Origin of the sequence: Vibrio sp. SCSIO 43132 (genome assembly GCF_019904195.1) — a bacterium.
GTDB lineage: Bacteria > Pseudomonadota > Gammaproteobacteria > Enterobacterales > Vibrionaceae > Vibrio > Vibrio nigripulchritudo.
This window is the reverse complement of record NZ_CP063199.1, coordinates 332,589-354,501: the sequence shown is the minus strand read 5'-3', so window position 1 is coordinate 354,501 and position 21,913 is coordinate 332,589. Positions and strand designations below refer to the sequence as shown.

Sequence of the window (21,913 nt, the reverse complement as noted above, 5' to 3'; positions counted from 1 at the left end):
AAGAAGCACTTTTCAACAACAAAAATACATCGGAGTACATCATGACCAAGACAATAGATGAACAAATTGATGAACTTAAGGCACTCACAAAAACAGCTAAAAACGTTGATTTGGCAGGGGCTTTAGGGATTGCACCTAGGTCAATTCAAAACTGGAGAGCTAGAGGAAACATACCGAAAGACATATTCCTAAAAGCGAGACTTGTGTCGCAAAATCCCATCACAGAATCAGAAGGAATGGTTGAGCTTACCTACTACGATGTAGAAGCTAGCGCTGGTGATGGAGCTCTAATTGAAATAGAAACTGCAACTGATATGAGCTTTGCAGAAAGGTATCTTCGTGAGGAATTACACGTTAATCCAAGCGAGGTATTTTTGATGAGAGCAAAGGGTGATTCGATGTATCCAACCCTAAAAGATGGCTCTCTGATGATGATCAAACGAGTACAAGATTTTAGTGGGGACGGTATATACGTATTTAGAGTCAACGGGCAAGTGATGGTAAAACGCCTTCAATTCCAACCCACTAAAATTATCTTCAAAAGTGACAACGCTCAGTTTTATGAACCTTGGGAACTGACACACAAAGAAATTGAATCCACTGATTTCGAAATTCTCGGACAAGCGGTTTGGGGCGGCGGAAAACTTTAAATAATCAATAAAATACAAAGGATAAATAATGAAAAAACGTCTAAGGCTAGGTATTACCCTTTTGGCATGCACGCCAATTTTAACTCATGCGAATATATGGGAAGAGCTAAATTCTATGCCAGCAACCCAATATGACGTGGGTCGTATATACACAGATATTACAGCATTAGAACTCGATAAAATGCTTAAAGGTGAAAAGCTAAAAGGAAGTAAATACAGTTTTAAGAAAGTGGCTAGCACAAGCCTAGAAGGGGGTATTGGTTTTAAATTTAGTTTTGAAGCTAGAGGAAAGTACATAGACCCAGCTGACTGTAATAACTTTGCAGCATCATTCAAACAGCGCTTCGTTAGTTCAACTTTTATAAAGGGGATTTGGCCAAATCTATCGGCAGAGCAGTATGATTCTCTTTACAAAAATTTTGTATTTCAAGTAGAACTAGTCAATACAGATAATAGTGCCGTAATGGCAACTTGTGTGGCTTCGTAGTAACGAAATACGGATATAGTACGTATGACTCACTATCAAGCCTTATAGAACCTTAATAGTGAGTCCCATCGAGCATGGGCGCAACACTAAAACGCTGCATTGGGAAATCGCTTGTATTCTCTGGCTTAGACACTGTTTTACCTCAACATTTACCAAAATCACCCCAGTAAGGCTCTATCCACTCTAGGGCAAGGCTATAAAAACTGCCGGATTATACACTTTGAAATGGGATTTTTCAGGAAAAAGGTAGAGGTACAAATAATGGACAGGCCGGTTTGCCTGCCCCCCTCGTTGCTCTCATTTAACTACAATATCCGTAACTCATTTTGTGTTGGTGTACCCAGCCTGTAATGTTTAACACTTTTCCATATTTTTATTGCGAGATCGTGCAGAAATCTGGTAGAAAAGCCACCTTGAGTTACTTACCGCACGCATGCCAAATATGTGACACTTTGTTGCATGGTGCACATTTCCTAGATAGGTAAGTGATTTACAATCACAAAACGTTTTTCGCCATCCATTCATTGCTTGATTGGTCGACATCTTTTGCTTAGGGTTAAAAAAAACGCCCTTTACTGCCTAACTTGCTAGATAAATGGTATATTATTAATAATGTGCACCAAAATAGGTGAGCCAATTGGAGCTGTCGTTGCTAGAACAAATTGAAGGCATCTGCCAGAGCCGTGGTGTAAGGCTGACACCGCAGCGGAAAAGAGTGTTCGAACTTATCTACTCAAGCAAAAGTGCATCCAGCGCTTATGATTTGCTGGATAAGCTGAAAGTAAGTGAACCTCAGGCAAAACCACCAACGGTCTACAGGGCGTTGGATTTTTTATTGGAGCAAGGCTTCATCCACCGCGTCGAGTCCACGAACAGTTTTATTTCGTGTTGCTCGTTTGGTGCTCACAAACACTTCTCTCATCTTCTCATATGCGACAAGTGCGGGAATGTTTCCGAACATCAGGATGACCAACTGGTAGCCTTGTTGGCAAAAAACAGTGAAAAGCAGGGGTTTAACGTAACCAATCACGTTATTGAAACCCACGGTACTTGCAAAAGTTGTTTTTCAGACTTTACGGATAAATAAAAGATAGAACGTTATGCGCGCTGAATTTGTAAACCCGTTTTTAGCTTCATTAATGAATGTACTGAAAACTATGGCTTCTCTGGAGCTTAAGCCCCAGAAACCTCGTGTAAAGAAAGATGAAATTGCTCGTGGTGATGTGTCTGGTTTGATTGGTATGGTCGGTGACCAAACCCGTGGTTCAATGTCGATTACTTTTGATGAGTCTCTGGCTTTGGAAATCATGCAGAACATGCTGGGCGAGCGACCAAATGGTTTGAACGAAGAGGTGACCGATATGGTGGGTGAAATTACCAACATGGTAACTGGCGGTGCAAAGCGTATTCTTTCAGAAAGCGGCTTTGACTTCGATATGGCAACGCCAGTTGTGGTTTCAGGTAAAGGTCACACCATCCGTCATAAGTGTGAAGGCGCAATCATTATCATGCCTTTCTCTTCTGAATGGGGTAACGCATTTATCGAGATCTGTTTCGAATAAGACAGAGACTCATACGTAAAGGCTGTTGCATGGCAACGGCCTTTTTTGTTGCCTGAGATTTTATTTTTAAACGCCTATAAAAAAGGTCAGCACTTTTGCTGACCTTTGTATTTTTAACGGGATTAAACTTAAGCTTTAAATGCTTTGAATGCGTTAATCAAACCGTTGGTTGAACTGTCGTGAGATGCGATTTCTGAATCGTCTGCCAATTCTGGTAGGATTTGGTTCGCTAGCTGCTTACCAAGCTCCACGCCCCACTGATCGAAGCTAAAGATATTCCAGATAACGCCTTGTACGAAGATTTTGTGCTCGTACATGGCAATCAGATTACCTAGCGTGCGAGGAGTAATCTGCTTAACCAGAATCGAGTTGGTTGGGCGGTTACCTTCAAACACTTTAAATGGAACCATAGACGCCACTTCTTCTTCGGTTTTACCTGCTTTTGCAAATTCTGCTTTTACTGTTTCTTCAGCTTTACCAAATGCCAGTGCTTCTGTTTGAGCAAAGAAGTTCGACATCAGTTTTTGGTGATGATCGCTTGCTGGGTTGTGGCTTAACGCCGGAGCAATAAAGTCACAAGGAATCAGTTTGGTACCCTGATGAATTAACTGATAGAAAGCATGCTGACCGTTAGTACCTGGCTCACCCCAGATGATTGGACCCGTTTGGTACGTCACTGCGTTACCATCGCGGTCCACGTATTTGCCGTTCGATTCCATGTTGCCCTGCTGGAAGTACGCAGCAAAGCGGTGCATGTATTGATCGTAAGGCAAAATAGCTTCCGAATCCGCACCATGGAAGTTGTTGTACCAAACACCGATCAGCGCAAGAATCACAGGAATGTTGCTTTCCAAATCTGTGCTTGCGAAATGGTTGTCCATCTCGTGCGCACCATCCAGTAATTCAACAAAGTTTTCGTAGCCAACAGACAGTGCGATCGACAAACCAATCGCAGACCACAGTGAGTATCGACCGCCAACCCAGTCCCAGAATTCGAACATGTTGTCTGTATCGATACCAAACTCTGACACTGCTGTCGCGTTAGTTGAAAGAGCGGCAAAGTGTTTCGCTACGTGTGCTTCGTCACTCGCTGCTTCAAGGAACCAGTCACGTGCTGTGTGAGCATTCGTCATGGTTTCTTGAGTAGTAAATGTCTTAGACGCAATCAGGAACAAAGTTGTTTCTGGGTTCACTTTTTTCAACGTTTCAACGATGTGCGTGCCGTCTACGTTAGAAACAAAGTGTAGGTTCAGGTGATTTTTGTATGGCGCCAGCGCTTCCGTCACCATGTAAGGACCTAAATCTGAACCACCGATGCCGATGTTAACAATATCGGTAATGGCTTTACCTGTGAAGCCTTTCCATTCGCCATCAATCACGCGGTTGGTGAAAGATTGCATTTTCTCAAGCACTGCATTTACAGCCGGCATCACATCTTCGCCATCAACCAATACAGGTTTGTTGCTGCGGTTGCGCAAAGCCGTGTGCAGCACTGCACGATCTTCAGTCTGGTTGATCGCTTCACCATTGAACATTGCATCAATGGCGGTTTTTAATTCGGTTTCTTTCGCCAGAGCAAACAGTTGCTTAAGCGTTTCCTCGTTGATGAGGTTTTTAGAGTAGTCTACAAGGATATCCGACCCAAAGCGTGTAGATAGTTTCTCGAAGCGTTGGGCATCTTCCGCAAACAGCGCTTTCAGATCCATGTCTTGTGCTGATTCGAAGTGCGCAGTCAGCGCATTCCAAGCTTGGGTCTTGGTAGGGTCAATGTTTTTTAACATGGTTACTTTTCCAATGTTCGTTCGATTGTGTTCTCTTCAGCCAGATAAATTTATATGATGCTGAGTGAATTCCAGATTAAGCGAAATAAAGAATCGTCTGTTTTGTGTTTGTTATATCCTATCGACACAAAACAACGTAATAAATTTTCAGATTCCGGATTATGGCTCAACCCGTTGTTACTGACATTGAGGTTTATCACGTAAACTCAATTGTACCTAATCGGAATCAACTATTAATGCGATTGTTTATAACAATTAGTGATTAGAAACAACAAGGCACAACCTATGTGGTATCAAACTACCTTTTCTCTCACCGCGAAACGCCGAGGCTTTCATCTTGTTACTGATGAAATTGAACAACATTTACCACAAATTCGTCAGTACTCGGTAGGGCTTTTACATCTTTTCATACAACATACGTCTGCAAGCTTAACTTTGAATGAAAATGCAGATCCGACTGTTCGTGCCGATATGGAACAACACTTTAATAAATTTGTGCCAGAAAGAGCGCCATATTATCAGCACACCTATGAAGGGGATGACGATATGCCCGCGCATATTAAAGCTTCCACGCTAGGTTCAAGCGTCACCATTCCAATTACCAATGGAAGGTTAGCTGTGGGGACATGGCAGGGAATTTACTTAGGTGAACACCGAGATCACGGCGGAGCGCGAAGAATTGTGGCAACTATCCAGGGTACGACTGAATAATTAGTCGTAAATACAAAATAAAACAGGCGCTTAGAGCGCCTGTTTTTTGATTCGAATTGACTGATTTAGAACGGCTGATTGATCATCACACGGAACATGTTTTCTTCATCACCGAATGCCATTTCGGTTCTGACCACAATGCCCTCGACCTGGAATCGAACGCCGCCGCCCAAGTTGTATTTCATGTTGTTGTGAAGCTCGCGGAAATCAAACTCATTGGCGACTCTACCCGCATCCACAAACGCTACCCACTGCCACCAAGGCACTTCGTACCAATTAAAAATTGGCCAGTTTTGAAGCGGCTGCCATTCCGGCATAACCCGGTATTCCAGGCTATAGTGTACGGCGCTACGTCCATGATACCGATTGGCAGAATAACCTCTTAGATGATACAAGCCACCCAGTGAGACACCAGCATACTCCGGTGGGCGCTCACAAGTCCCAGAGCCACATAGTCCCCAGGTTGGCGTGTCTGCAATGTACATATCAAATGCCAGAACCTGGCGAGAAAACACGTCATCCAGTTTGCCTAAGCTAAAGAAATGACTTTGCTCGACTTCAACTTTGGTCCATGGATTATCATTCCCCGTATCCGGTGCGTGAGCCACATTGATTTTCAACTTTGCACCCTGACTTGGGTTGCGGACGTCGTTGCGGTTATCCCACTCAAACCCTAGATTAATGCCCCATGTGGAATCCGGGGACGTATCACCTGCCACATTCAGGCTGCGCTTGGAAAGAAAAGGCTCAATACGAACCGTCGATATTCCGCTGGTCGCTGGCGACGCCCCCTGAATACGCCTTTTGGGTTCATAGGCTGCTCTCGCTCCTTTGAACGCGGCTGCTCCCCAGGGGATGATATAACGCATAGTGAAATGGTATTGCGCTTCATCCGCATCTGTCACAGTCTTTTGGGATAACTGCGAATCATTACTTCCGGCAGTGCCCAGATGATAAGGGAAATCAGAATAACTGGCATTGTATGCGTCAAAACCAAGCAGCCATGCTTTCCCTACCTGATAGTTGTTGAGCCCGATAAAAGTCATGTTACTGCCTTTATCAGAAATCAAGCCGGCGCCAATTAACCCAGTTTGAGGCTGACCTACGCCTTTTAGCAGCCCCGCGACACCAATGGTGTTGCCCAGTGTGCTGGATGAAAACGCAAAAGGTACTGCTGCTGTGTCTGGCATCCAAGGAGGCAGCCATTCGTAGGCGAACGCATTGCCAGATAAGCAAAATGACGTGACGAGAAAGGTGGCGAGTGAGCGTTTAAACATAACTTAATCGGTGTATTCCATGGCAACACGTGAAGTAAGCTTAGTCACCAACTCATACGCTATGGTGCCAATATGATGTGCAACTTCTTCAGAAGGCAAGTCTTGCCCCCAAAGGATTACTTCGTCTCCGACTTTGTCTTCGCAGTCCGGTCCCAAATCGACCGTTAACATGTCCATCGAAACCCGACCAGCAACGGGTACTCGCCTGCCATTCACTAAAACTGGTGTCCCAGCAGGAGCCGTTCTTGGGTAACCATCGCCATAGCCAATGGCAATTACTCCGACCTTGGTGTCACGCTCACTGTGCCAGATAGCTCCGTAGCCGACTGGTTCGCCCTTTTTCAGGTCTCGCACTGCAATCAGGTGCGATTTTAAGGTCATGACGGGTTTAAAGCCGAGTTCTTTGGCGCTCTTGTCGGAGAAAGGAGAAACGCCATACATAATGATACCTGGACGTACCCAATCCAGATGGCTCTCTTTCCAGGCCAATAAACCAGAAGATGCCGCCAGTGAACGTTCACCTTTACAGCCTTCTGTCAGTGCAAGAAAGTTGTCAATTTGAGCTTGAGTAACCGGGTTCTCCAGCTCGTCTGCACACCCAAAATGGCTGATATAACGCAATGGTTTGGCGACGTTTTCACACGCTTTCAAGCGCTCAACAAACTCAGAATACACTTCGGGGCGCACACCTAAACGATGCATCCCAGTATCGACCTTAAGCCAGACTTTTACTGGGTTTTCCAGTGTTGCCTGCTCCAGAGCTTCAAGTTGCTCCTCACAATGCACCACAGTTTGAATATTGTTGGTAACCAGAATCGGCAAATCTCTTGGCGAGTAAAAGCCCTCGAGCAACAGAACAGGCCTGACGATGCCACCTGCCCGCAGTTGTAGTGCCTCTTCAATACGTGCCACGCCAAATGCATCTGCCCCTTCTGCTGCCTGAGCAATTTCGAGCAGACCATGTCCGTAAGCATTGGCTTTCACCACAGACATGACTTTGCTTTGCGGTGCGTGCTCTTTCACCATTCTGAGGTTGTGTTTCAGTGCAGAAAGGTCGATACACGCCGACGCAGCTTTCATATAACTCATGTTCGGCGATTACTCTTCGTCAAACGCAGGACCTGCGTAGTTATCGAAACGGGAGAACTGCCCCTGGAAGGTGAGTCGAACCGAGCCGATAGGACCGTTACGCTGCTTACCTATGATGATTTCTGCGATGCCTTTGAGTGAGCTATCTGGGTTGTAAACTTCATCTCGATAAATAAACATGATCAAGTCGGCATCCTGCTCGATGGAGCCCGATTCACGAAGGTCGGAGTTTACCGGGCGTTTGTCGGCACGTTGCTCTAGGGAACGGTTAAGCTGCGACAGTGCCACCACAGGTACATTCAGCTCTTTTGCCAATGCTTTCAAAGAACGAGATATTTCGGCGATTTCCAAGGTACGGTTATCCGACAGCGCTGGCACGCGCATAAGCTGAAGGTAGTCGACCATGATGAGCGACAAACCACCGTGCTCACGAGCAATACGACGGGCACGAGAACGCACTTCGGTTGGAGTCAGACCCGAGCTGTCATCGATGTACATGTTCTTCTTCTCCATAAGAATTCCCATGGTAGAAGAAATGCGTGCCCAGTCTTCATCGTCCAGCTGGCCGGTACGGATTTTGGTTTGGTCAACGCGAGACAGGGAGGCCAGCATACGCATCATGATCTGTTCGGAGGGCATCTCAAGAGAGAAAATCAGTACAGGTTTGTCCGACACCATGGCGGCGTTTTCACACAAGTTCATGGCGAATGTGGTTTTACCCATCGAAGGACGTGCCGCCACGATAATAAGGTCAGAGCCCTGAAGACCTGCTGTTTTCTTGTTGAGGTCTGAGAACCCAGTATCCACACCTGTCACACCGTTTTGCGGCGTCTTATACAGAATCTCAATACGCTCCAGAGTTTTCTCTAGGATGTTATCGACGTTTTGAGGACCTTCGTTCTCGTTGGTTCTGTCTTCTGCAATGGCGAAAACCTTACTTTCTGCCAAATCCAGAAGGTCTTCCGAACTGCGACCTTGTGGGTCATAACCCGCATCTGCGATTTCGTTAGCCACACCAATCAGGTTACGCACCAACGCCCGCTCTGCCACGATATCAGCATACGCATTGATGTTTGCAGCACTTGGTGTGTTTTTAGCAAGATCAGCGAGGTATGCAAAACCGCCGACATCGTCGAGTTGCTCTCGCTGTTCAAGGAATTCAGATAAGGTAATCAGATCAAGCGGTTTGCTTTCTTCAAGCAAGGTTCGAACACCATCGAAAATCATGCGGTGTGGGCGACTATAGAAGTCTTTTGCCACTACCCTTTCCGCTACCGAGTCCCAGCGTTCATTGTCCAATAGCAGACCACCGATCACAGACTGCTCTGCCTCAAGAGAGTGCGGCGGTACTTTGATAGCGTCTACCTGGCTATCCACTGGCTTCTTGTTACGATTATCTCGGTTTTCTGACATGGGTGTTCTCAACAGCTTATCTTGACCGTTCATTATAGCTAAGTTCTATACCCAAGTAACTTCAAGATACAAAGCATGGTTAAGAAAATCAGAAATTAACAGTGACCTGACCCATAACCAAAAGGCTATGAATACAATTCCGTATCAAAAGAATCTGTAAGGGGTATTGGGTGTCGAAAAATTTGCTCGCGTTGAGCCTGGTGGTGGTCAGTGCCAGTCTGTATGCAGAGGAAAACTCAGACACGGATACGTCGAGCCCCTCCCCTCTGAAAACCGAGGTGGAATTTGGCTATCAGGCACACAGCGGTAACTCTGATTCAGAATCTTTAAATAGTCGTCTTGAAGGAGTTTATACAGAAGGGCGTCACCGGCATTCCGGTGAATGGAAGTTTTACAAACTCAATAAGAATGGTAAGGAAGACAAACGTCAGTCCACCTACCAATTGCAAAGCGATTACAAGCTCGGTTCTCGCACTTACCTTTATGCTAATTTCAAAGGCATCGATTCCAAATACAGTGCTTACTTCAAAGATTACACTTGGTCTAGCGGGTTGGGTTATCAGTTTTCTTATACCGACGATTTAAAGCTTTCGATGGAATTAGGCCCGGGCTATCGTCACCAAAAGCCGAATCTGGATGAGTTGGACGACGACGATTTGATCTTTCCTCATAACGTGGATGAGTTCATTTTTCGTGGTCTGTTCAAGGGGGATTGGAAGATGCTTCCTTCACTCTCTTTAAGTGCAGAAATTTCAATAGTCAGTGGTCAATCCAATACGCGATTCGACAATGAAGCGAGTATTACCAACACTATTACGGAGAATATCGCACTGAAGCTGACTCACTCTCGCCAGTATTTGGATCGCGTCCCTAATAATTTGAGTAACACGGATACGGTTGTCTCAGCCAACTTGTTGGTGAAGTTTTAGCTCCTCTTCCCTCTTACAGGCATAAAAAAAGCTGGCATAAAGCCAGCTTTCTCAAATCGCTTGGTACTGAATTACTCAGCAGCAACAACTTGTAGGTCAACTTTAGCAAATACTTCAGAGTGAAGTTGGATGCTAATTTCGAACTCACCAGTGTTACGTAGAGCACCTTCAGGTAGGCGAACTTCGCTCTTAGCAACTTCAACACCTGCCGCTGTGATAGCGTCAGCGATGTCGCGAGTACCGATAGAACCGAACAGTTTACCTTCGTCACCAGCTTTAGATGCGATAACAACAGCTTCAAGAGCGTTTACTTTCTCAGCGCGAGCTTCAGCAGCAGACAGTTGCTCAGCAACTTTTGCTTCTAGTTCAGCACGACGAGCTTCGAACATTTCAACGTTAGCTTTAGTAGCCATTACTGCCTTATTCTGAGGGATAAGGAAGTTACGAGCGTAACCAGATTTAACGTTAACAGTATCGCCAAGACCACCTAGGTTACCGATTTTATCAAGTAGAATAACTTGCATTGTTTAATCCTCTTTCTTAATAAAACGACCGATTACTGATGCTTATCAGTGTACGGTAGTAGTGCTAGGTAGCGAGCACGCTTGATAGCGCGAGCTAGTTGACGCTGGTATTTAGCGCTTGTACCAGTGATACGGCTAGGTACGATTTTACCAGCTTCAGTGATGTAGTTTTTAAGAGTTGCTACGTCTTTGTAATCAATCTCTTGTACGCCTTCTGCAGTGAAACGGCAGAATTTACGACGACGGAAGAAACGAGCCATGGGCTATCTCCTGATCTTAAATATGTATGATGTTGTCGGCATGTAACACTAATTTCCCGTTGCCATTTCGGCTGGTTTGATAAGCGACAAATCCGCTTACCTTAATGTGACTGCCTATAACGAGTTCTTGAGTTAATTCTTTTGACTTTTGCCCGCTGATGACGACCGGCATACGACAATACACTTGTCTCGGAAGGTCAGCTTCTAACACTGTGGAGCGATGTTCCAGCCAAAATCGGCAATGTGGAACGCCCGCAGGGCTTTGGCTTCGAATTGGTGCTTTCGCGACAGTGCCACTCAGCTCCATTCGATTGGTCATTGAATGAATTACTCAGCAGCAGCTTCTGGTTTAGCTTCTGTACGCTCAGAACGCTCTGCACGCTCTTCACGACGAGGAGCACGCTCAGCACGCTCTTCTTTCTGCTTAAGCATGATAGATTGCTCAGTTACAGCAGCTTTAGTGCGCATGATCATGTTACGTAGAACTGCATCGTTGAAACGGAAAGCAGTTTCTAGCTCGTCGATCACTTCTTGACCAGCTTCAACGTTCATTAGAACGTAGTGAGCTTTGTGAAGCTTGTTGATTGGGTAAGCCATTTGACGACGACCCCAGTCTTCTAGACGGTGGATAGTACCGCCAGCTTCAGTGATTGAACCAGTGTAACGCTCGATCATACCAGCAACTTGCTCGCTTTGATCAGGGTGCACCATGAATACGATTTCGTAATGACGCATTGGTTGCTCCTTACGGATTATTCAGCTTCCACAAATGGCTCGGTCGTCCAGAGGAAGCAAGGAACTAAAGAAAATTGACCGAGAATTAAGGACGGCAAATAGTATAGAAAAACACCGCTAAGAGCAAGGAGTATTTGAAGGTCTAAAATAGATATTTTCGAAGACAAAAGTAAGGCACCGACAGAGACTGACGATGCCTTGTAAAAATAATAAGTAACAACGCTATGTTAACTGTCTGTACTTTCGAAAATCTTGTCTGCTGATGCCGCAACAAATCCAGGGTAAAGCTCGCCATTTGCCATTGGGTAACGCTTGGCGAATTCATAAAAACCACCAGGAACGACTTCTGTGCCTTCAATGAAGGTCACGGGGACTTTGTCCGCCATGGTCGAGGACTGCTCTAGCAGTACATCTGGTGAGCCTTTCACTTCTCCACCAAATTCATTGATGGTGAAGCCCGAGTTACGAAGGTGATCGTTCACCCCTTTCACTTCTTCAAAAGCATTCAGTTGGTTGACGCTAACGGTAAAGTGGTTAGCACCGTAACCGTGTGCCGCCAGCCAGGATGCGTATTCGCTTTCTTTAGCCAGCTCTTTATAGTCGATGTGGCTAATGTCCCACAGCCGACCACCGTACAGAAATTCGCTGCCTGTTAGCTTGGAACTGTCGACCTGTTTAACCAGGCTATTGACAATATCCTGAACGGTTTGAGAACACTTGTGAACTTCCAGTTCACTGATGAACACTTTTGGCTGTTTAGGATCCGGATGCTCAAAGTGTTTGGCCACCAGCTTCTTCGATTCAAAAACATAGTCACCGGCAGGTTTGTAACCGATCTCTAGCAAAGGTTTGGCTAGCGTTTCAATCCCTAATGGCTCGACACCAAAGGTGCGCAGTGCAATGTGATCGTTAATGAGTGGCTCGTCTTCTTGCAGTAACTCATGCACTTTGTGTGCAGAGGGGCAAAGACGAGTGATGTAGTCATTCCAAAGTGAAGCAAACAAATTGTCTGGCGACATAACGCCTCCTTGTTAAATCTACCAAGACAGGTAGGGGTTATTGGCAGTCACCTCAACCCGAGGTGACCTCAGCCTGTGACAGAGTTCTGGTTGACTTCCAGTTATTATTATTTTGGCTCGAATTGTTAGGGGCTAATTACCTATGTGGATAGCCCCGATATTATTTTGTTTACTATTTTAGCTCGACACCTGGGCTGAGCGTGGCTGGCAATACTGTCTCTTGCCCTTCCATAGATGCCATTGGGTACGCACAGTAATCTGCGGCGTAGTAAGCGCTCGGGCGTAAGTTGCCAGAGGCTCCCGGTCCGCCAAATGGGGCATCACCACTTGCGCCCGTTAGCTGACGGTTGCGGTTTACAATGCCAGCTCTGATGTGCTCGACAAAGTAGTCCCAGTCGCTATCCAGGGTAGAAACCAAACCAGCAGACAGACCAAATCGGGTGTCATTTGCCATGTCCACTGCGGACTCCAGCCCTTCATAACGAATCACCTGAAGCAGGGGACCGAAGTATTCTTCGTCTGGCAGGTTTTCAATCTCTGTGACATCAATGATGCCCGGAGTGACAAACGCTTCTCCTTTTGATGCTGCCTCAATCAGGCTCACACCGCCCAAACCTTGTAGGTTGGTTTGCGCTTCAAGAATACCGCTCGCAGCCTGAATGGAAATTTGAGGTCCCATGAAGGGAGCGGGATCTGCAAATGGTTCATCGACTCGGATGTTAGCAGTAGAAGCCACCAGCTTGTCGATCAAAAGATCGCCCTTTTCGCCGACAGGCACGTACAGACGACGAGCACAAGTACAGCGTTGGCCCGCACTGATAAATGCAGATTGAATGATGGTATAAACCGTCGCGTCCACATCGCCGTAATGATCTGCGATGACCATTGGATTATTGCCGCCCATTTCAAGCGCCAGCATCTTATCTGGCTGACCAGCAAACTGACGATGTAGAACATGACCCGTATTGGCGCTACCAGTGAAAAGAACACCGTCGATTTTTCTGGCATTCGCCAGCGCAATCCCTGTTTCTTTTGCACCTTGTACCAGGTTAATCACACCATCAGGCAAGCCTGCCTGTTGCCATAACTTCATCGCGAATTCACCAGTCCAGGGTGTTTGCTCTGAAGGCTTGAATACCACTGTGTTGCCTGCCAATAAAGCTGGAACAATGTGACCATTAGGCAAGTGACCCGGGAAGTTGTAAGGACCAAATACTGCCATCACACCAAGTGGACGGTGGCGAAGTACAATTTGGTTGCCTGCGGCTTCGCGCTGCGCTTCGCCTGTACGGTCGTGGTAAGCGCGAACTGAGATGGCAATTTTTCCTGCCATAGCGCCCGCTTCAGTACGAGTTTCCCAGATGGGTTTACCCGTTTCTTTGGCAATGATGGTCGCGATTTCTTCGCTGTTCTCTTTCACCAGCTCGGCAAACTTTAAGACAACGGATTCACGCTCAACGAATGGTAGTTTCTTCCATTGCAAAAACGCGGTGCGTGCGGCATCAACTGCCGATTCCACCTGATCTTCCGTCGCGCCTTTACCTTCCCAAATCGTCTCGCCATTGTATGGACTGGTTGAAGCCAGTGCTTCGCCTGCGCCTTCTACCCAAGACCCGTTTATCCAGTGCGTGCTCATACTGCTAATCCTTCTATCCTGTTCACGTTACTGTGCGAGCAAACGCACGTAATCACCGTCTTTGACTTCCAATGCATTCGCCACTTCCTGGCTCAGCATGACGGTGTCGGTTGCTTTGTCGTACGCAGCAGTCGCTGCGGTCGCTCTGAAGTTTTCGAACGATGAATTACACATCAAATAATGCTGTGCGCTTGAATGTTCCTGTACGCTGACTTTTGCCCGGAATGAGTGGCGTACCGATTCAATATTTCGAAGGTCGCACTCCACCGACGGACCAGCATCAAAAATGTCGACATAACCACGGCATGAGAAGCCTTCCTGTTCGAGCAAACGAAGCGCTGGACGGGTGTTGTCGTGCACTTTACCAATCACTGCCTGTGCTTCTGGTGACAGTAAGTTGATGTAAATAGGCAGCTTAGGCATGAGGTCGGCAATAAAGCCTTTCTTACCAATACCCGTCAGATAATCTGCCATGGTGAAATCAATCGAGAAGAAATGCTCTTGCAGCCATTGCCAGAATGGTGAGTTGCCTTCATCGTCTGACACTCCTCGCATCTCTGCAAATACGGTTTCTGAAAAACGATGCGGGTGCTCAGCCATCATCAAGAAACGACATTTGGACATCAGGCGACCGTTTAACCCCTGACGAAATTGCGGGCGTAAGAACAGGGTACAGATCTCACTGCACCCGGTGTAATTGTTACCAAAGGTCAGCAGTTTAACGACGTTATTCACGCCTAACTTGGGTGACGAATGCACTACTTTGCTGATGTGGTATGTGTAAAAAGGCACATCCCAGCCAATGGATGCTTCAATGCCCGTTGTGCCGGCTACTTCACCCGTTTCGCTGTCGAAACCGACCATTAAGTAGCCTTCATCTCCGGGTTCGGTGACTTCAGATTTGCCGAAACTGTAGACCGAGTGGTCAATGCGATTGGTTAATAATTCTTCGTTGACAGGAAGAGAAGTAAATCCATGTCCTGATTCTACGGCACAGGTATTCAGTGCCTCATAATCTTGTTTCGTAATAGGACGAACTACCAGCATCACAACTCCCTCCAGATGCTATTGCAGAATCTCGCGCCAAGAAAAAGGCCGGGTACGTTCACACCCGACCAGTTCGATGTGTCGAGCTTCTGCCTTAAACTAAGCTTGCGATGGCTTTTTCTAGTCTTGCCAGCCCTTCTTCGACTTCTTCTTTTGAAATCACAAGAGACGGGGTAAATCGAACGACGTTGGCACCAGCAACCAGAACCATCAGCCCTTCATTACCTGCTGCAACCAGGATGTCGCGAGCACGACCTTGCCACTCTTCATTCAGAGCTGCACCTAGCAGCAGACCTTTACCGCGAATTTCAGAGAAAATCGGGTACTTACTGTTAATTCTAGACAATCCTTCACGGAACAGCGCTTCACGTTCTTTCACGCCTTCCAGAACGTCTGGCTGGCTCACAACATCAACCACAGCTTCTGCTACCGCACAAGCCAGTGGGTTACCACCGTATGTTGAACCATGAGTACCGATTTTCAGATGCTGAGCCAGTTCTGTTGTGGTCAGCATTGCACCGACAGGGAAACCACCACCCAGTGATTTTGCCGTGCTTAGAATGTCTGGTGTGATACCAAGACCCTGGTATGCATAAAAGTCGCCTGTACGACCATTACCTGTCTGAACTTCATCAAAAATCAGCAGCGCATTGTGTTTGTCACACAATTCACGTACCGCTTTTACGAATTCTGGAGTTGGGGAAACAATGCCGCCTTCCCCCTGAAGAGGTTCCATCATGATGGCACAGGTGCGATCTGAGATATGCGCTTTCAGCGCTTCGATGTCGTTATATGGAAGGTGAGTAACATCACCCGGCTTAGGACCGAAACCGTCTGAGTAAGCAGCTTGCCCACCCACAGTTACAGTGAAGAATGTGCGACCGTGGAAGCCTTGTTGAAATGCGATGATTTCAGATTTTTCTTCGCCATGCTTATCTGCTGCCCAGCGACGTGCCAGTTTCAATGCCGCTTCGTTTGCTTCTGCACCTGAGTTTGCAAAGAAGACTTTCTCAGCAAAGCTTACTTCGGTCAGCTTCTTCGCCAAACGTAGCGCTGGCTCGTTGGTCATCACGTTACTTAGATGCCAGATTTTGTTCGCCTGATCTGTAAGAGCAGAAACCATCGCGGGGTGACAATGTCCCAAGCAGCTCACAGCGATACCACCAGCAAAGTCGATGTATTCTTTACCAGCTTGATCCCATACTCGTGCACCTTCACCACGAACAGGAATGATCTCCATCGGGTTGTAACAAGGCACCATTACGTCATTAAACAGGCTGCGTTCTACTTTGTTTTCCATTGTCATCACATACTCCATTCCGATCCCAATGTATTTGAGCAATAGCCAGAATCCGATACCACGTGGTATTTTCTACTGCTCAAACATTGTATTTACATTAAATTAACTATTTCAATAGTGATTTGTTCTTTTTATAGAACAAACAACACGCTAGCTGCCAAGAGCCATGAGTATTTATGCACCAGCCAAATGCTTTTATGAAGCAATTTATACTTATACGTAAAATAAGCTGGGGTTAACCATATATAGATAGAAGGGTTACGAAGACAAGCGAATCGTATTGCGAATAGTTTTGCATAGAACGCTATTAAGAAAAAAAGCGGAAAAAATGTTAAGAAAAGTGACCCGAAGCAGGCTTTAACGACGCAGAAAGTTGGCGAGCAGCTCGTGCCCTTGCTCTGTTTTGATGGATTCAGGGTGAAATTGCACCCCTTCAATAGGCAAAGTGTTGTGCTGAAAGCCCATGATTTCGTCGAATTCACCGTCAACGTCTTTTGTCCAGGCCGTCACTTCAAAGCAGTCTGGAAGTGTTTCTGCTTTGACCGTCAGAGAGTGATAACGCGTGACCGTCAACGGCATATTCAGTGCTTCAAACAATCCTTGCTGCTCGTGCCAGATTGGTGAGGTTTTTCCGTGCATCACTTTCTTCGCACGAATCACATCTCCACCAAATACCTGAGCAATTGCCTGATGACCCAGACACACACCTAATATAGGCAATTTGCCAGCAAAGTGTTCTATAGCCTGCAGCGAGATCCCTGCTTCATTCGGAGTACACGGCCCGGGAGAGATAACTAAGTGGCTAGGTGCCAGTGCTTCGATACCTTCTATGGTGATTTCATCATTACGCACGACTTTGACATCCGCACCCAGCTCGCAGAAGTACTGATACAAGTTGTAGGTGAAAGAGTCGTAGTTATCGATGATTAACAACATAAAGGCAGTTTATAGACATGTTACTTAAGGGCGGTATTGTGCAGCAGAGTCACGGAAAGGCAAGTGAAAATTCAGGTTAGTTTGGGTCTGCTGACCTTTCTAGGTTAAATTTTACCCGAATGGGATGCTTGGTCAGATACGTTTTGATCGCGGTGCAAGATTTTAAATCTCGCCGATTTATCCGGTTATTTTTCCGAACATCATTCCAACACTTTAAACCCTTCGGTTGTCAACAGATTGAAATCAAAGTCGGTGAAAAGAAAGCGCTTTTTCACTTTGTTCTACGATCAATGTCTCCTATCAGCACCTTCCATAAACATCCAAGTTCGAGATATTAATAAATATGAATCTCATTGCTATGCGATTCGATTAATATTACTAACAATAAACATAGGATGTACGATGCATAAAAAACGGATTATCTCATTAGCAATTGGGGCAGCAATTGCTTATGCCGGCACAGCAGGCGCAACTGATAGATTCCACGCCGACCGTTGGCTAACACCAGGTGACCCTCTATTACAACATCAGTGGAACTTACTGAACACTGGTCAGGCGGCTTTCGCAGCACAGGGTGGTGTTGCAGGACATGATTTGAACTTGTGGCAAACGCACTTGTTTGGATATGGCGGTCAGGGCGTGATTGTTGCCGTGGTTGATGACGGGCTTGAGATTGCTCATCCAGATCTGGCACCAAACATTAAACCGGGTTCCTGGAACTTGGTTACAAATACCAACGATCCAACGCCAACAAAAGCGTCAGCCAGCCACGGTACGTCAGTAGCGGGTATTATTGCAGCGGCGGGTGGCAACAATGAAGGTGTTCGTGGTGTTGCTCCACAAGCCGGTCTGAAGGGTTATAACTACCTAGATGAGCAGTCTATCGAAAGCTGGCTCATTACCCACGGTAAAGATCCAAGAACGGCTGATGTGCGCGTGTTCAACCAAAGCTATGGTTCTCAGCCTCTATTTAGTATCCCTTACGACTTAACCAATAATCTGAACCTGGCAGTTCAGGATGCGGTTCACCAAGAAGTCAGTACCACAGCACATCAGGGCAAAGGGGCACTGTTTGTTAAGTCTGCTGGTAATGGCTTCGGACGCACCAGTGTTCGATTCACCAGTGGCGCTACTTTCCGCATTCTTCCAAAAGATTACGATACTGCAGAAGTGCCTAATGAAGGGCTGCCATGGCAGAACAGTAACCTTTCTTTCAACAACGCCAACTACTGGAATATGACGATAAGTGCGATGAATGCCGATGGTAAGCTGTCTTCATACTCTTCCGTTGGTAGTAACGTCTTCCTGACTGCTCCTGCGGGTGAGTTTGGACGTGACAAACCAGCTCACGTTACCACTGACCTAATGGGTTGTGATCGTGGTTACAACACCATCGAGCGAGCAGATCGTAACGGCTTGCATGGCGGAACAGCGGACGATCCAAACTGTAACTACAACGGCGTTATGAACGGTACGTCTTCTTCCGCGCCGAACACATCTGGTGCCGCTGCTTTGCTTATGAGCGTACGCCCAGATTTATCTCAGCGTGACATTCGCCACCTATTGGCGACAACAGCAACCAAAATCGACGCAGAGCACGTGAATACTGACATTTCTTACACCACTTCATCCGGTGTATCACGAACTGTCACAGGGTTAGAAGGATGGTCTGCCAACGCTGCAGGTTATGACTACAGCCCATACTACGGCTTCGGTCTTATTGATGTAGATAAAGCGATGTTTGCCGCACGCACTGCGCAGCCTCTGCCACCATTACAGCTCACTGAATGGAAGACCACTACAGCAAACATCACTGTGCCAGACGCGGGTGATCAAGCCGTTACGGATACAGTAGCCATCAATGATGCGCTTAAAGTGGAGTCAGTTCAGGTTAAAGTTGATATTGACCACGAGCGTACCAGCGATCTGCTGATCGAATTAGTCTCTCCTTCCGGTACCAGCAGTGTTCTGATGTCTCCTCGTAACAGCCTGGTTGGACGTTCTCTACTGCAAGGTATCGGACAAGCGATTGGTGACGAAAGCCGCGGTTACCGCGATCATCTGTTACTGAGCCATAAGTTCTATGGTGAAGATGCTGCGGGTGAGTGGACATTGCGAGTGACAGATACCAGCGGTGAGCACAGCCACTGGATCCTGCGCAACCGCAATGACGAAACTCAGAGCTTCAACATCCCTCACTTAAACAACAGCGTACCGGGCACGATCAACCATTGGTCAATCCGTATTATTGGTCACCAAGGTTAATCAAGGAGATACCTATGAAATTTAAAGCGATTGTACTTGCCTCTGTTTTGGTTTCAGCATCGGCAATGGCAAACTCAGACATTAGAAATGAAATTGGTATTTCCGCCGCGCCGGGTGAAAAAGTGCTTATTAACGGTCAAACCTTTTTCAAAGAGAAAGAGGAATCTTTTTCACTGCTTCGTTTCCTAGGCTTCGACAACCCTGTTGAAGTGTATGCAGGTGACGCACTTACTGATGAAACGGGCATCGAGACTCACAAAGCCAGTGGTGTCATTTTGGTAAGAGCAAGCCAGGATCAAGCGAAAGCTCTGGCGAAGGAGTACGGCTTAGAGGTGGTATCTCAGGCAGGTTCTATTTCTGTATTGAAAGCATCTACATCCACTGAACTGCTTAACTTAGCGTCTCAGTTGGAAGCTAAAGGTGTCACTTTACAAGTCGAGCTTGTGAACAGCGCTGAGCAGCCAGAATAAATACAGCCACAGTAAACATACAAAGCCTTGGTACTCCACCAAGGCTTTCTTGTTTAAGCGTGACCAAATAGAAATAAAAAACCAGCAGAGGGTACCTGCTGGCTTTGTGATGATCTCAATCTCGTATAAGCGAGTTACTTACAAGAAATTTGGTCCCAGTTCCAACCAGAGTTTGGATTGCTGCCCGGAGTATCCCAGACACCTGGGTTATTTTTCGCGATATAGCACTTACCTGCATGAGTCACTTTGTCACCATTGGCAACCTGGCTCACACCTTCTTGCCACTCAATGAATCCATTTGGATTTGTTGGTGGAGGTGTTGGTGTTGTTGTGCCGTTAAACACTTCCCATGCACCGCCTAGCGCTGGGTCATCACCCTGAGTCCAGTTTTTCGCTTGGTAAACCACACCTTTACGTGCCGCTTTGTCGCCTTTGTTGTAAACCTTGTTCACATCCCAACCCGCAACGCCATCAACTGCTGGCTCACCAGGCTCTACTGGAATTGCTTTATCCACAACTCGAACTTCAGGCCAGATGGTATGAGAACCATAGAAGTTAGTCACACACTTCTCGTAGTCACCTGGAACAAGAGCAGAATAAGCCGTTTGGAAAGGTACCAGTTCACATTCAAACGATGCGCCTCCCGGGCGTTCTGGGTGTGGTTTCCAATTACCATCCCAGTTGGTGTAAAGCACGTCTGTTGAACCTTTCAGGTTCAAGCTGCCAAATGGCGTTTGCTGATAGCAAGTGTTCTTCTCATCTGCTTCAATTGGGATCTGGTAATGAGCCGCTAAGCCTTCCCAGTAGCTGATGCGGTTAACTGGCTGACCTTTTGTCTTATTGTGCTCACCACACTCAATACCACCGTTGATCACATTGATGGTAGTACCAAAGCCATAACCAATACCGGCTTCGATTTCACGCTGTGATGGTTTCCATGTACGGTCAATAACATGAAGCATGGCTGGTTTTGGTGCCTGAGGAGTCAGGAAGAACCAGATAGCAGAAGCCATGTTCAACCAGGAATCTGCCACCAAAGCAGGATTCTTAAGAAGCACAGTCGCATCACCATCGAACATCACTTCTGAGAATGCGCCGTAGTTAAAGTGGTAAGACAGCTGCTTCGCACCACGACCAAAGTAACCTTGTCCAGGTTCGCACGGCCAGCGTCTGTTCTGCCAATCATCAGAACCACACCCTGTTGTGTAGCCTTCCTGACCTTCAGCCCAACCCATCTCTCTTACATGGAATAGGGCTTGCTGCCACTTTTCCAGACCAAGAGGGTTATCTGAAACATTACTTACTTCAACGTGACCACCTGTTTCCTGCGCAAAGTGCGCAAAAGCCGTCACAATCGATTTCTTACAGATAGCATCTGAATCACGACCGTCAGTGTATTCGCCACAGAACGCTGGGAATTTGCCAATCGCACGCAGGAAACGTGTGTAAGAGTATTCTGGTGCCGCCATGTGAGTTAAGAAATCCCACTCGGTTTGCGGGAAGACACGCTCAACACGTTTAACGTTTTCTGGGTTGGTCGTCAGCCCTGGCTGAATCGCTTCAACTATCGTGTTTGGACGAGTTTCGAGCGCTTTCGACCAGATGGCATACATAGGATCGGAAGTTAATGATTTTTCAACGGCTTGAATATCTGCACGAGCAATGATGTAACCGTTTGGATTTGTAGGGTCCGGTTGGATGTTCATTGCAGCAAATGCATTTGCAGACAACAAACCACCAATCAATACTGAAAGGTAACGTTTTGTTTTCATTCCTATTCCTCTCGCTCCATAAAAATAAGGAAATTAGCAGAATGATAATT

At 46.6% G+C, this 21,913-nt stretch carries 22 protein-coding genes; 8 read left to right on the top strand and 14 right to left on the bottom strand.

Going from position 1 to position 21,913, the window contains the following annotated elements; all coding sequences use genetic code 11:
- Nucleotides 1–41 precede the first annotated feature (41 nt).
- From INR79_RS01565 to INR79_RS01550, 4 genes are all read left to right on the top strand, one after another.
- Nucleotides 42–650 carry a helix-turn-helix transcriptional regulator gene (locus INR79_RS01565; RefSeq protein ID WP_223095743.1) on the top strand — a complete coding sequence of 203 codons (609 nt, stop codon included), beginning with the start codon at nucleotides 42–44 and terminating at the stop codon, nucleotides 648–650.
- A gap of 28 nt (nucleotides 651–678) precedes the next feature.
- Complete coding sequence (locus INR79_RS01560; protein WP_223095741.1) at nucleotides 679–1,137, top strand: hypothetical protein; 459 nt, start codon at nucleotides 679–681, stop codon at nucleotides 1,135–1,137.
- 637 nt (nucleotides 1,138–1,774) lie between these two features.
- Nucleotides 1,775–2,224 carry a zinc uptake transcriptional repressor Zur gene (gene zur, locus INR79_RS01555; protein ID WP_004405239.1) on the top strand — a complete coding sequence of 150 codons (450 nt, stop codon included), beginning with the start codon at nucleotides 1,775–1,777 and terminating at the stop codon, nucleotides 2,222–2,224.
- 13 nt (nucleotides 2,225–2,237) lie between these two features.
- Complete coding sequence (locus INR79_RS01550; protein WP_004405240.1) at nucleotides 2,238–2,699, top strand: chemotaxis protein CheX; 462 nt, start codon at nucleotides 2,238–2,240, stop codon at nucleotides 2,697–2,699.
- Between the two features lie 128 nt (nucleotides 2,700–2,827).
- Here INR79_RS01550 and pgi read toward each other — a convergent pair whose 3' ends face one another.
- Nucleotides 2,828–4,480 (bottom strand): glucose-6-phosphate isomerase, encoded by a 1,653-nt coding sequence (gene pgi / locus INR79_RS01545; protein ID WP_223095739.1) that lies wholly within the window; start codon nucleotides 4,478–4,480, stop codon nucleotides 2,828–2,830.
- 285 nt (nucleotides 4,481–4,765) lie between these two features.
- Between pgi and INR79_RS01540 the strand changes: the two genes are divergently transcribed.
- On the top strand, nucleotides 4,766–5,191 hold the full coding sequence (locus INR79_RS01540) for a secondary thiamine-phosphate synthase enzyme YjbQ (protein WP_022593040.1): 426 nt from the start codon (nucleotides 4,766–4,768) through the stop codon (nucleotides 5,189–5,191).
- Between the two features lie 65 nt (nucleotides 5,192–5,256).
- On the opposite strand, the gene INR79_RS01535 is transcribed toward INR79_RS01540, so the two are convergent.
- Genes INR79_RS01535 through INR79_RS01525 form a run of 3 tightly spaced genes read right to left on the bottom strand, consistent with a single transcriptional unit; the run spans nucleotide 5,257 to nucleotide 8,970 of the window.
- Nucleotides 5,257–6,468: a BamA/TamA family outer membrane protein gene (locus INR79_RS01535; protein WP_262415367.1), complete on the bottom strand. Its 1,212-nt coding sequence runs from the start codon at nucleotides 6,466–6,468 to the stop codon at nucleotides 5,257–5,259.
- Between the two features lie 3 nt (nucleotides 6,469–6,471).
- Nucleotides 6,472–7,557 carry an alanine racemase gene (alr, locus tag INR79_RS01530; protein ID WP_022606473.1) on the bottom strand — a complete coding sequence of 362 codons (1,086 nt, stop codon included), beginning with the start codon at nucleotides 7,555–7,557 and terminating at the stop codon, nucleotides 6,472–6,474.
- A gap of 9 nt (nucleotides 7,558–7,566) precedes the next feature.
- On the bottom strand, nucleotides 7,567–8,970 hold the full coding sequence (locus INR79_RS01525; protein ID WP_038124632.1) for a replicative DNA helicase: 1,404 nt from the start codon (nucleotides 8,968–8,970) through the stop codon (nucleotides 7,567–7,569).
- 170 nt (nucleotides 8,971–9,140) lie between these two features.
- On the opposite strand from INR79_RS01525, the gene INR79_RS01520 reads away from it, so the two are divergent.
- Nucleotides 9,141–9,899, top strand: a complete 759-nt coding sequence (locus tag INR79_RS01520) for a DUF481 domain-containing protein (protein ID WP_223095737.1) — start codon at nucleotides 9,141–9,143, stop codon at nucleotides 9,897–9,899.
- 71 nt (nucleotides 9,900–9,970) lie between these two features.
- Here INR79_RS01520 and rplI read toward each other — a convergent pair whose 3' ends face one another.
- The 9 genes from rplI to INR79_RS01475 form a co-directional block, all read right to left on the bottom strand.
- Nucleotides 9,971–10,423, bottom strand: a complete 453-nt coding sequence (rplI, locus tag INR79_RS01515; RefSeq protein WP_004405255.1) for a 50S ribosomal protein L9 — start codon at nucleotides 10,421–10,423, stop codon at nucleotides 9,971–9,973.
- A gap of 32 nt (nucleotides 10,424–10,455) precedes the next feature.
- Nucleotides 10,456–10,683: a 30S ribosomal protein S18 gene (gene rpsR, locus INR79_RS01510; protein WP_000090471.1), complete on the bottom strand. Its 228-nt coding sequence runs from the start codon at nucleotides 10,681–10,683 to the stop codon at nucleotides 10,456–10,458.
- Nucleotides 10,684–10,699: 16 nt separating this feature from the next.
- Nucleotides 10,700–11,002 carry a primosomal replication protein N gene (gene priB, locus INR79_RS01505; RefSeq protein WP_004405287.1) on the bottom strand — a complete coding sequence of 101 codons (303 nt, stop codon included), beginning with the start codon at nucleotides 11,000–11,002 and terminating at the stop codon, nucleotides 10,700–10,702.
- Nucleotides 11,003–11,010: 8 nt separating this feature from the next.
- The gene (gene rpsF, locus INR79_RS01500; protein WP_004405288.1) at nucleotides 11,011–11,418 is read right to left on the bottom strand and encodes a 30S ribosomal protein S6; all 408 of its coding nucleotides are present in this window, start codon (nucleotides 11,416–11,418) and stop codon (nucleotides 11,011–11,013) included.
- A 227-nt stretch (nucleotides 11,419–11,645) separates the two neighbouring features.
- Nucleotides 11,646–12,437 carry a DUF1338 domain-containing protein gene (locus tag INR79_RS01495; protein WP_223095735.1) on the bottom strand — a complete coding sequence of 264 codons (792 nt, stop codon included), beginning with the start codon at nucleotides 12,435–12,437 and terminating at the stop codon, nucleotides 11,646–11,648.
- 172 nt (nucleotides 12,438–12,609) lie between these two features.
- Nucleotides 12,610–14,073, bottom strand: a complete 1,464-nt coding sequence (gene astD / locus INR79_RS01490; RefSeq protein ID WP_200766232.1) for a succinylglutamate-semialdehyde dehydrogenase — start codon at nucleotides 14,071–14,073, stop codon at nucleotides 12,610–12,612.
- A 27-nt stretch (nucleotides 14,074–14,100) separates the two neighbouring features.
- Nucleotides 14,101–15,120 carry an arginine N-succinyltransferase gene (gene astA / locus INR79_RS01485; RefSeq protein WP_004405292.1) on the bottom strand — a complete coding sequence of 340 codons (1,020 nt, stop codon included), beginning with the start codon at nucleotides 15,118–15,120 and terminating at the stop codon, nucleotides 14,101–14,103.
- A 94-nt stretch (nucleotides 15,121–15,214) separates the two neighbouring features.
- Nucleotides 15,215–16,426 carry an aspartate aminotransferase family protein gene (locus INR79_RS01480; protein ID WP_223095733.1) on the bottom strand — a complete coding sequence of 404 codons (1,212 nt, stop codon included), beginning with the start codon at nucleotides 16,424–16,426 and terminating at the stop codon, nucleotides 15,215–15,217.
- A 351-nt stretch (nucleotides 16,427–16,777) separates the two neighbouring features.
- Nucleotides 16,778–17,356 carry an aminodeoxychorismate/anthranilate synthase component II gene (locus tag INR79_RS01475; protein ID WP_022593049.1) on the bottom strand — a complete coding sequence of 193 codons (579 nt, stop codon included), beginning with the start codon at nucleotides 17,354–17,356 and terminating at the stop codon, nucleotides 16,778–16,780.
- Nucleotides 17,357–17,758: 402 nt separating this feature from the next.
- On the opposite strand from INR79_RS01475, the gene INR79_RS01470 reads away from it, so the two are divergent.
- Together INR79_RS01470 and INR79_RS01465 are read left to right on the top strand one after the other, a co-directional pair.
- Nucleotides 17,759–19,621 (top strand): S8 family serine peptidase, encoded by a 1,863-nt coding sequence (locus tag INR79_RS01470; RefSeq protein WP_223095731.1) that lies wholly within the window; start codon nucleotides 17,759–17,761, stop codon nucleotides 19,619–19,621.
- 14 nt (nucleotides 19,622–19,635) lie between these two features.
- A complete protein-coding gene (locus INR79_RS01465) occupies nucleotides 19,636–20,091 on the top strand; it encodes a hypothetical protein (protein ID WP_223095729.1) in 456 nt (151 codons plus the stop codon).
- A 134-nt stretch (nucleotides 20,092–20,225) separates the two neighbouring features.
- Here INR79_RS01465 and INR79_RS01460 read toward each other — a convergent pair whose 3' ends face one another.
- Nucleotides 20,226–21,863 (bottom strand): glycoside hydrolase family 19 protein, encoded by a 1,638-nt coding sequence (locus INR79_RS01460; protein WP_022596961.1) that lies wholly within the window; start codon nucleotides 21,861–21,863, stop codon nucleotides 20,226–20,228.
- Nucleotides 21,864–21,913 lie beyond the last annotated feature (50 nt).

Bases quoted from the DNA above. Each gene is read 5' to 3' on its own strand.
- INR79_RS01565 (WP_223095743.1), top strand. From the start codon at position 42: ATGACCAAGACAATAGATGAACAAATTGATGAACTTAAGGCACTCACA.
- INR79_RS01560 (WP_223095741.1), top strand. From the start codon at position 679: ATGAAAAAACGTCTAAGGCTAGGTATTACCCTTTTGGCATGCACGCCA.
- INR79_RS01550 (WP_004405240.1), top strand. From the start codon at position 2,238: ATGCGCGCTGAATTTGTAAACCCGTTTTTAGCTTCATTAATGAATGTA.
- pgi (WP_223095739.1), bottom strand. From the start codon at position 4,480: ATGTTAAAAAACATTGACCCTACCAAGACCCAAGCTTGGAATGCGCTG.
- INR79_RS01540 (WP_022593040.1), top strand. From the start codon at position 4,766: ATGTGGTATCAAACTACCTTTTCTCTCACCGCGAAACGCCGAGGCTTT.
- INR79_RS01535 (WP_262415367.1), bottom strand. From the start codon at position 6,468: ATGTTTAAACGCTCACTCGCCACCTTTCTCGTCACGTCATTTTGCTTA.
- alr (WP_022606473.1), bottom strand. From the start codon at position 7,557: ATGAGTTATATGAAAGCTGCGTCGGCGTGTATCGACCTTTCTGCACTG.
- INR79_RS01525 (WP_038124632.1), bottom strand. From the start codon at position 8,970: ATGTCAGAAAACCGAGATAATCGTAACAAGAAGCCAGTGGATAGCCAG.
- rplI (WP_004405255.1), bottom strand. From the start codon at position 10,423: ATGCAAGTTATTCTACTTGATAAAATCGGTAACCTAGGTGGTCTTGGC.
- rpsR (WP_000090471.1), bottom strand. From the start codon at position 10,683: ATGGCTCGTTTCTTCCGTCGTCGTAAATTCTGCCGTTTCACTGCAGAA.
- priB (WP_004405287.1), bottom strand. From the start codon at position 11,002: ATGACCAATCGAATGGAGCTGAGTGGCACTGTCGCGAAAGCACCAATT.
- rpsF (WP_004405288.1), bottom strand. From the start codon at position 11,418: ATGCGTCATTACGAAATCGTATTCATGGTGCACCCTGATCAAAGCGAG.
- INR79_RS01495 (WP_223095735.1), bottom strand. From the start codon at position 12,437: ATGTCGCCAGACAATTTGTTTGCTTCACTTTGGAATGACTACATCACT.
- astD (WP_200766232.1), bottom strand. From the start codon at position 14,073: ATGAGCACGCACTGGATAAACGGGTCTTGGGTAGAAGGCGCAGGCGAA.
- astA (WP_004405292.1), bottom strand. From the start codon at position 15,120: ATGCTGGTAGTTCGTCCTATTACGAAACAAGATTATGAGGCACTGAAT.
- INR79_RS01480 (WP_223095733.1), bottom strand. From the start codon at position 16,426: ATGACAATGGAAAACAAAGTAGAACGCAGCCTGTTTAATGACGTAATG.
- INR79_RS01475 (WP_022593049.1), bottom strand. From the start codon at position 17,356: ATGTTGTTAATCATCGATAACTACGACTCTTTCACCTACAACTTGTAT.
- INR79_RS01470 (WP_223095731.1), top strand. From the start codon at position 17,759: ATGCATAAAAAACGGATTATCTCATTAGCAATTGGGGCAGCAATTGCT.
- INR79_RS01465 (WP_223095729.1), top strand. From the start codon at position 19,636: ATGAAATTTAAAGCGATTGTACTTGCCTCTGTTTTGGTTTCAGCATCG.
- INR79_RS01460 (WP_022596961.1), bottom strand. From the start codon at position 21,863: ATGAAAACAAAACGTTACCTTTCAGTATTGATTGGTGGTTTGTTGTCT.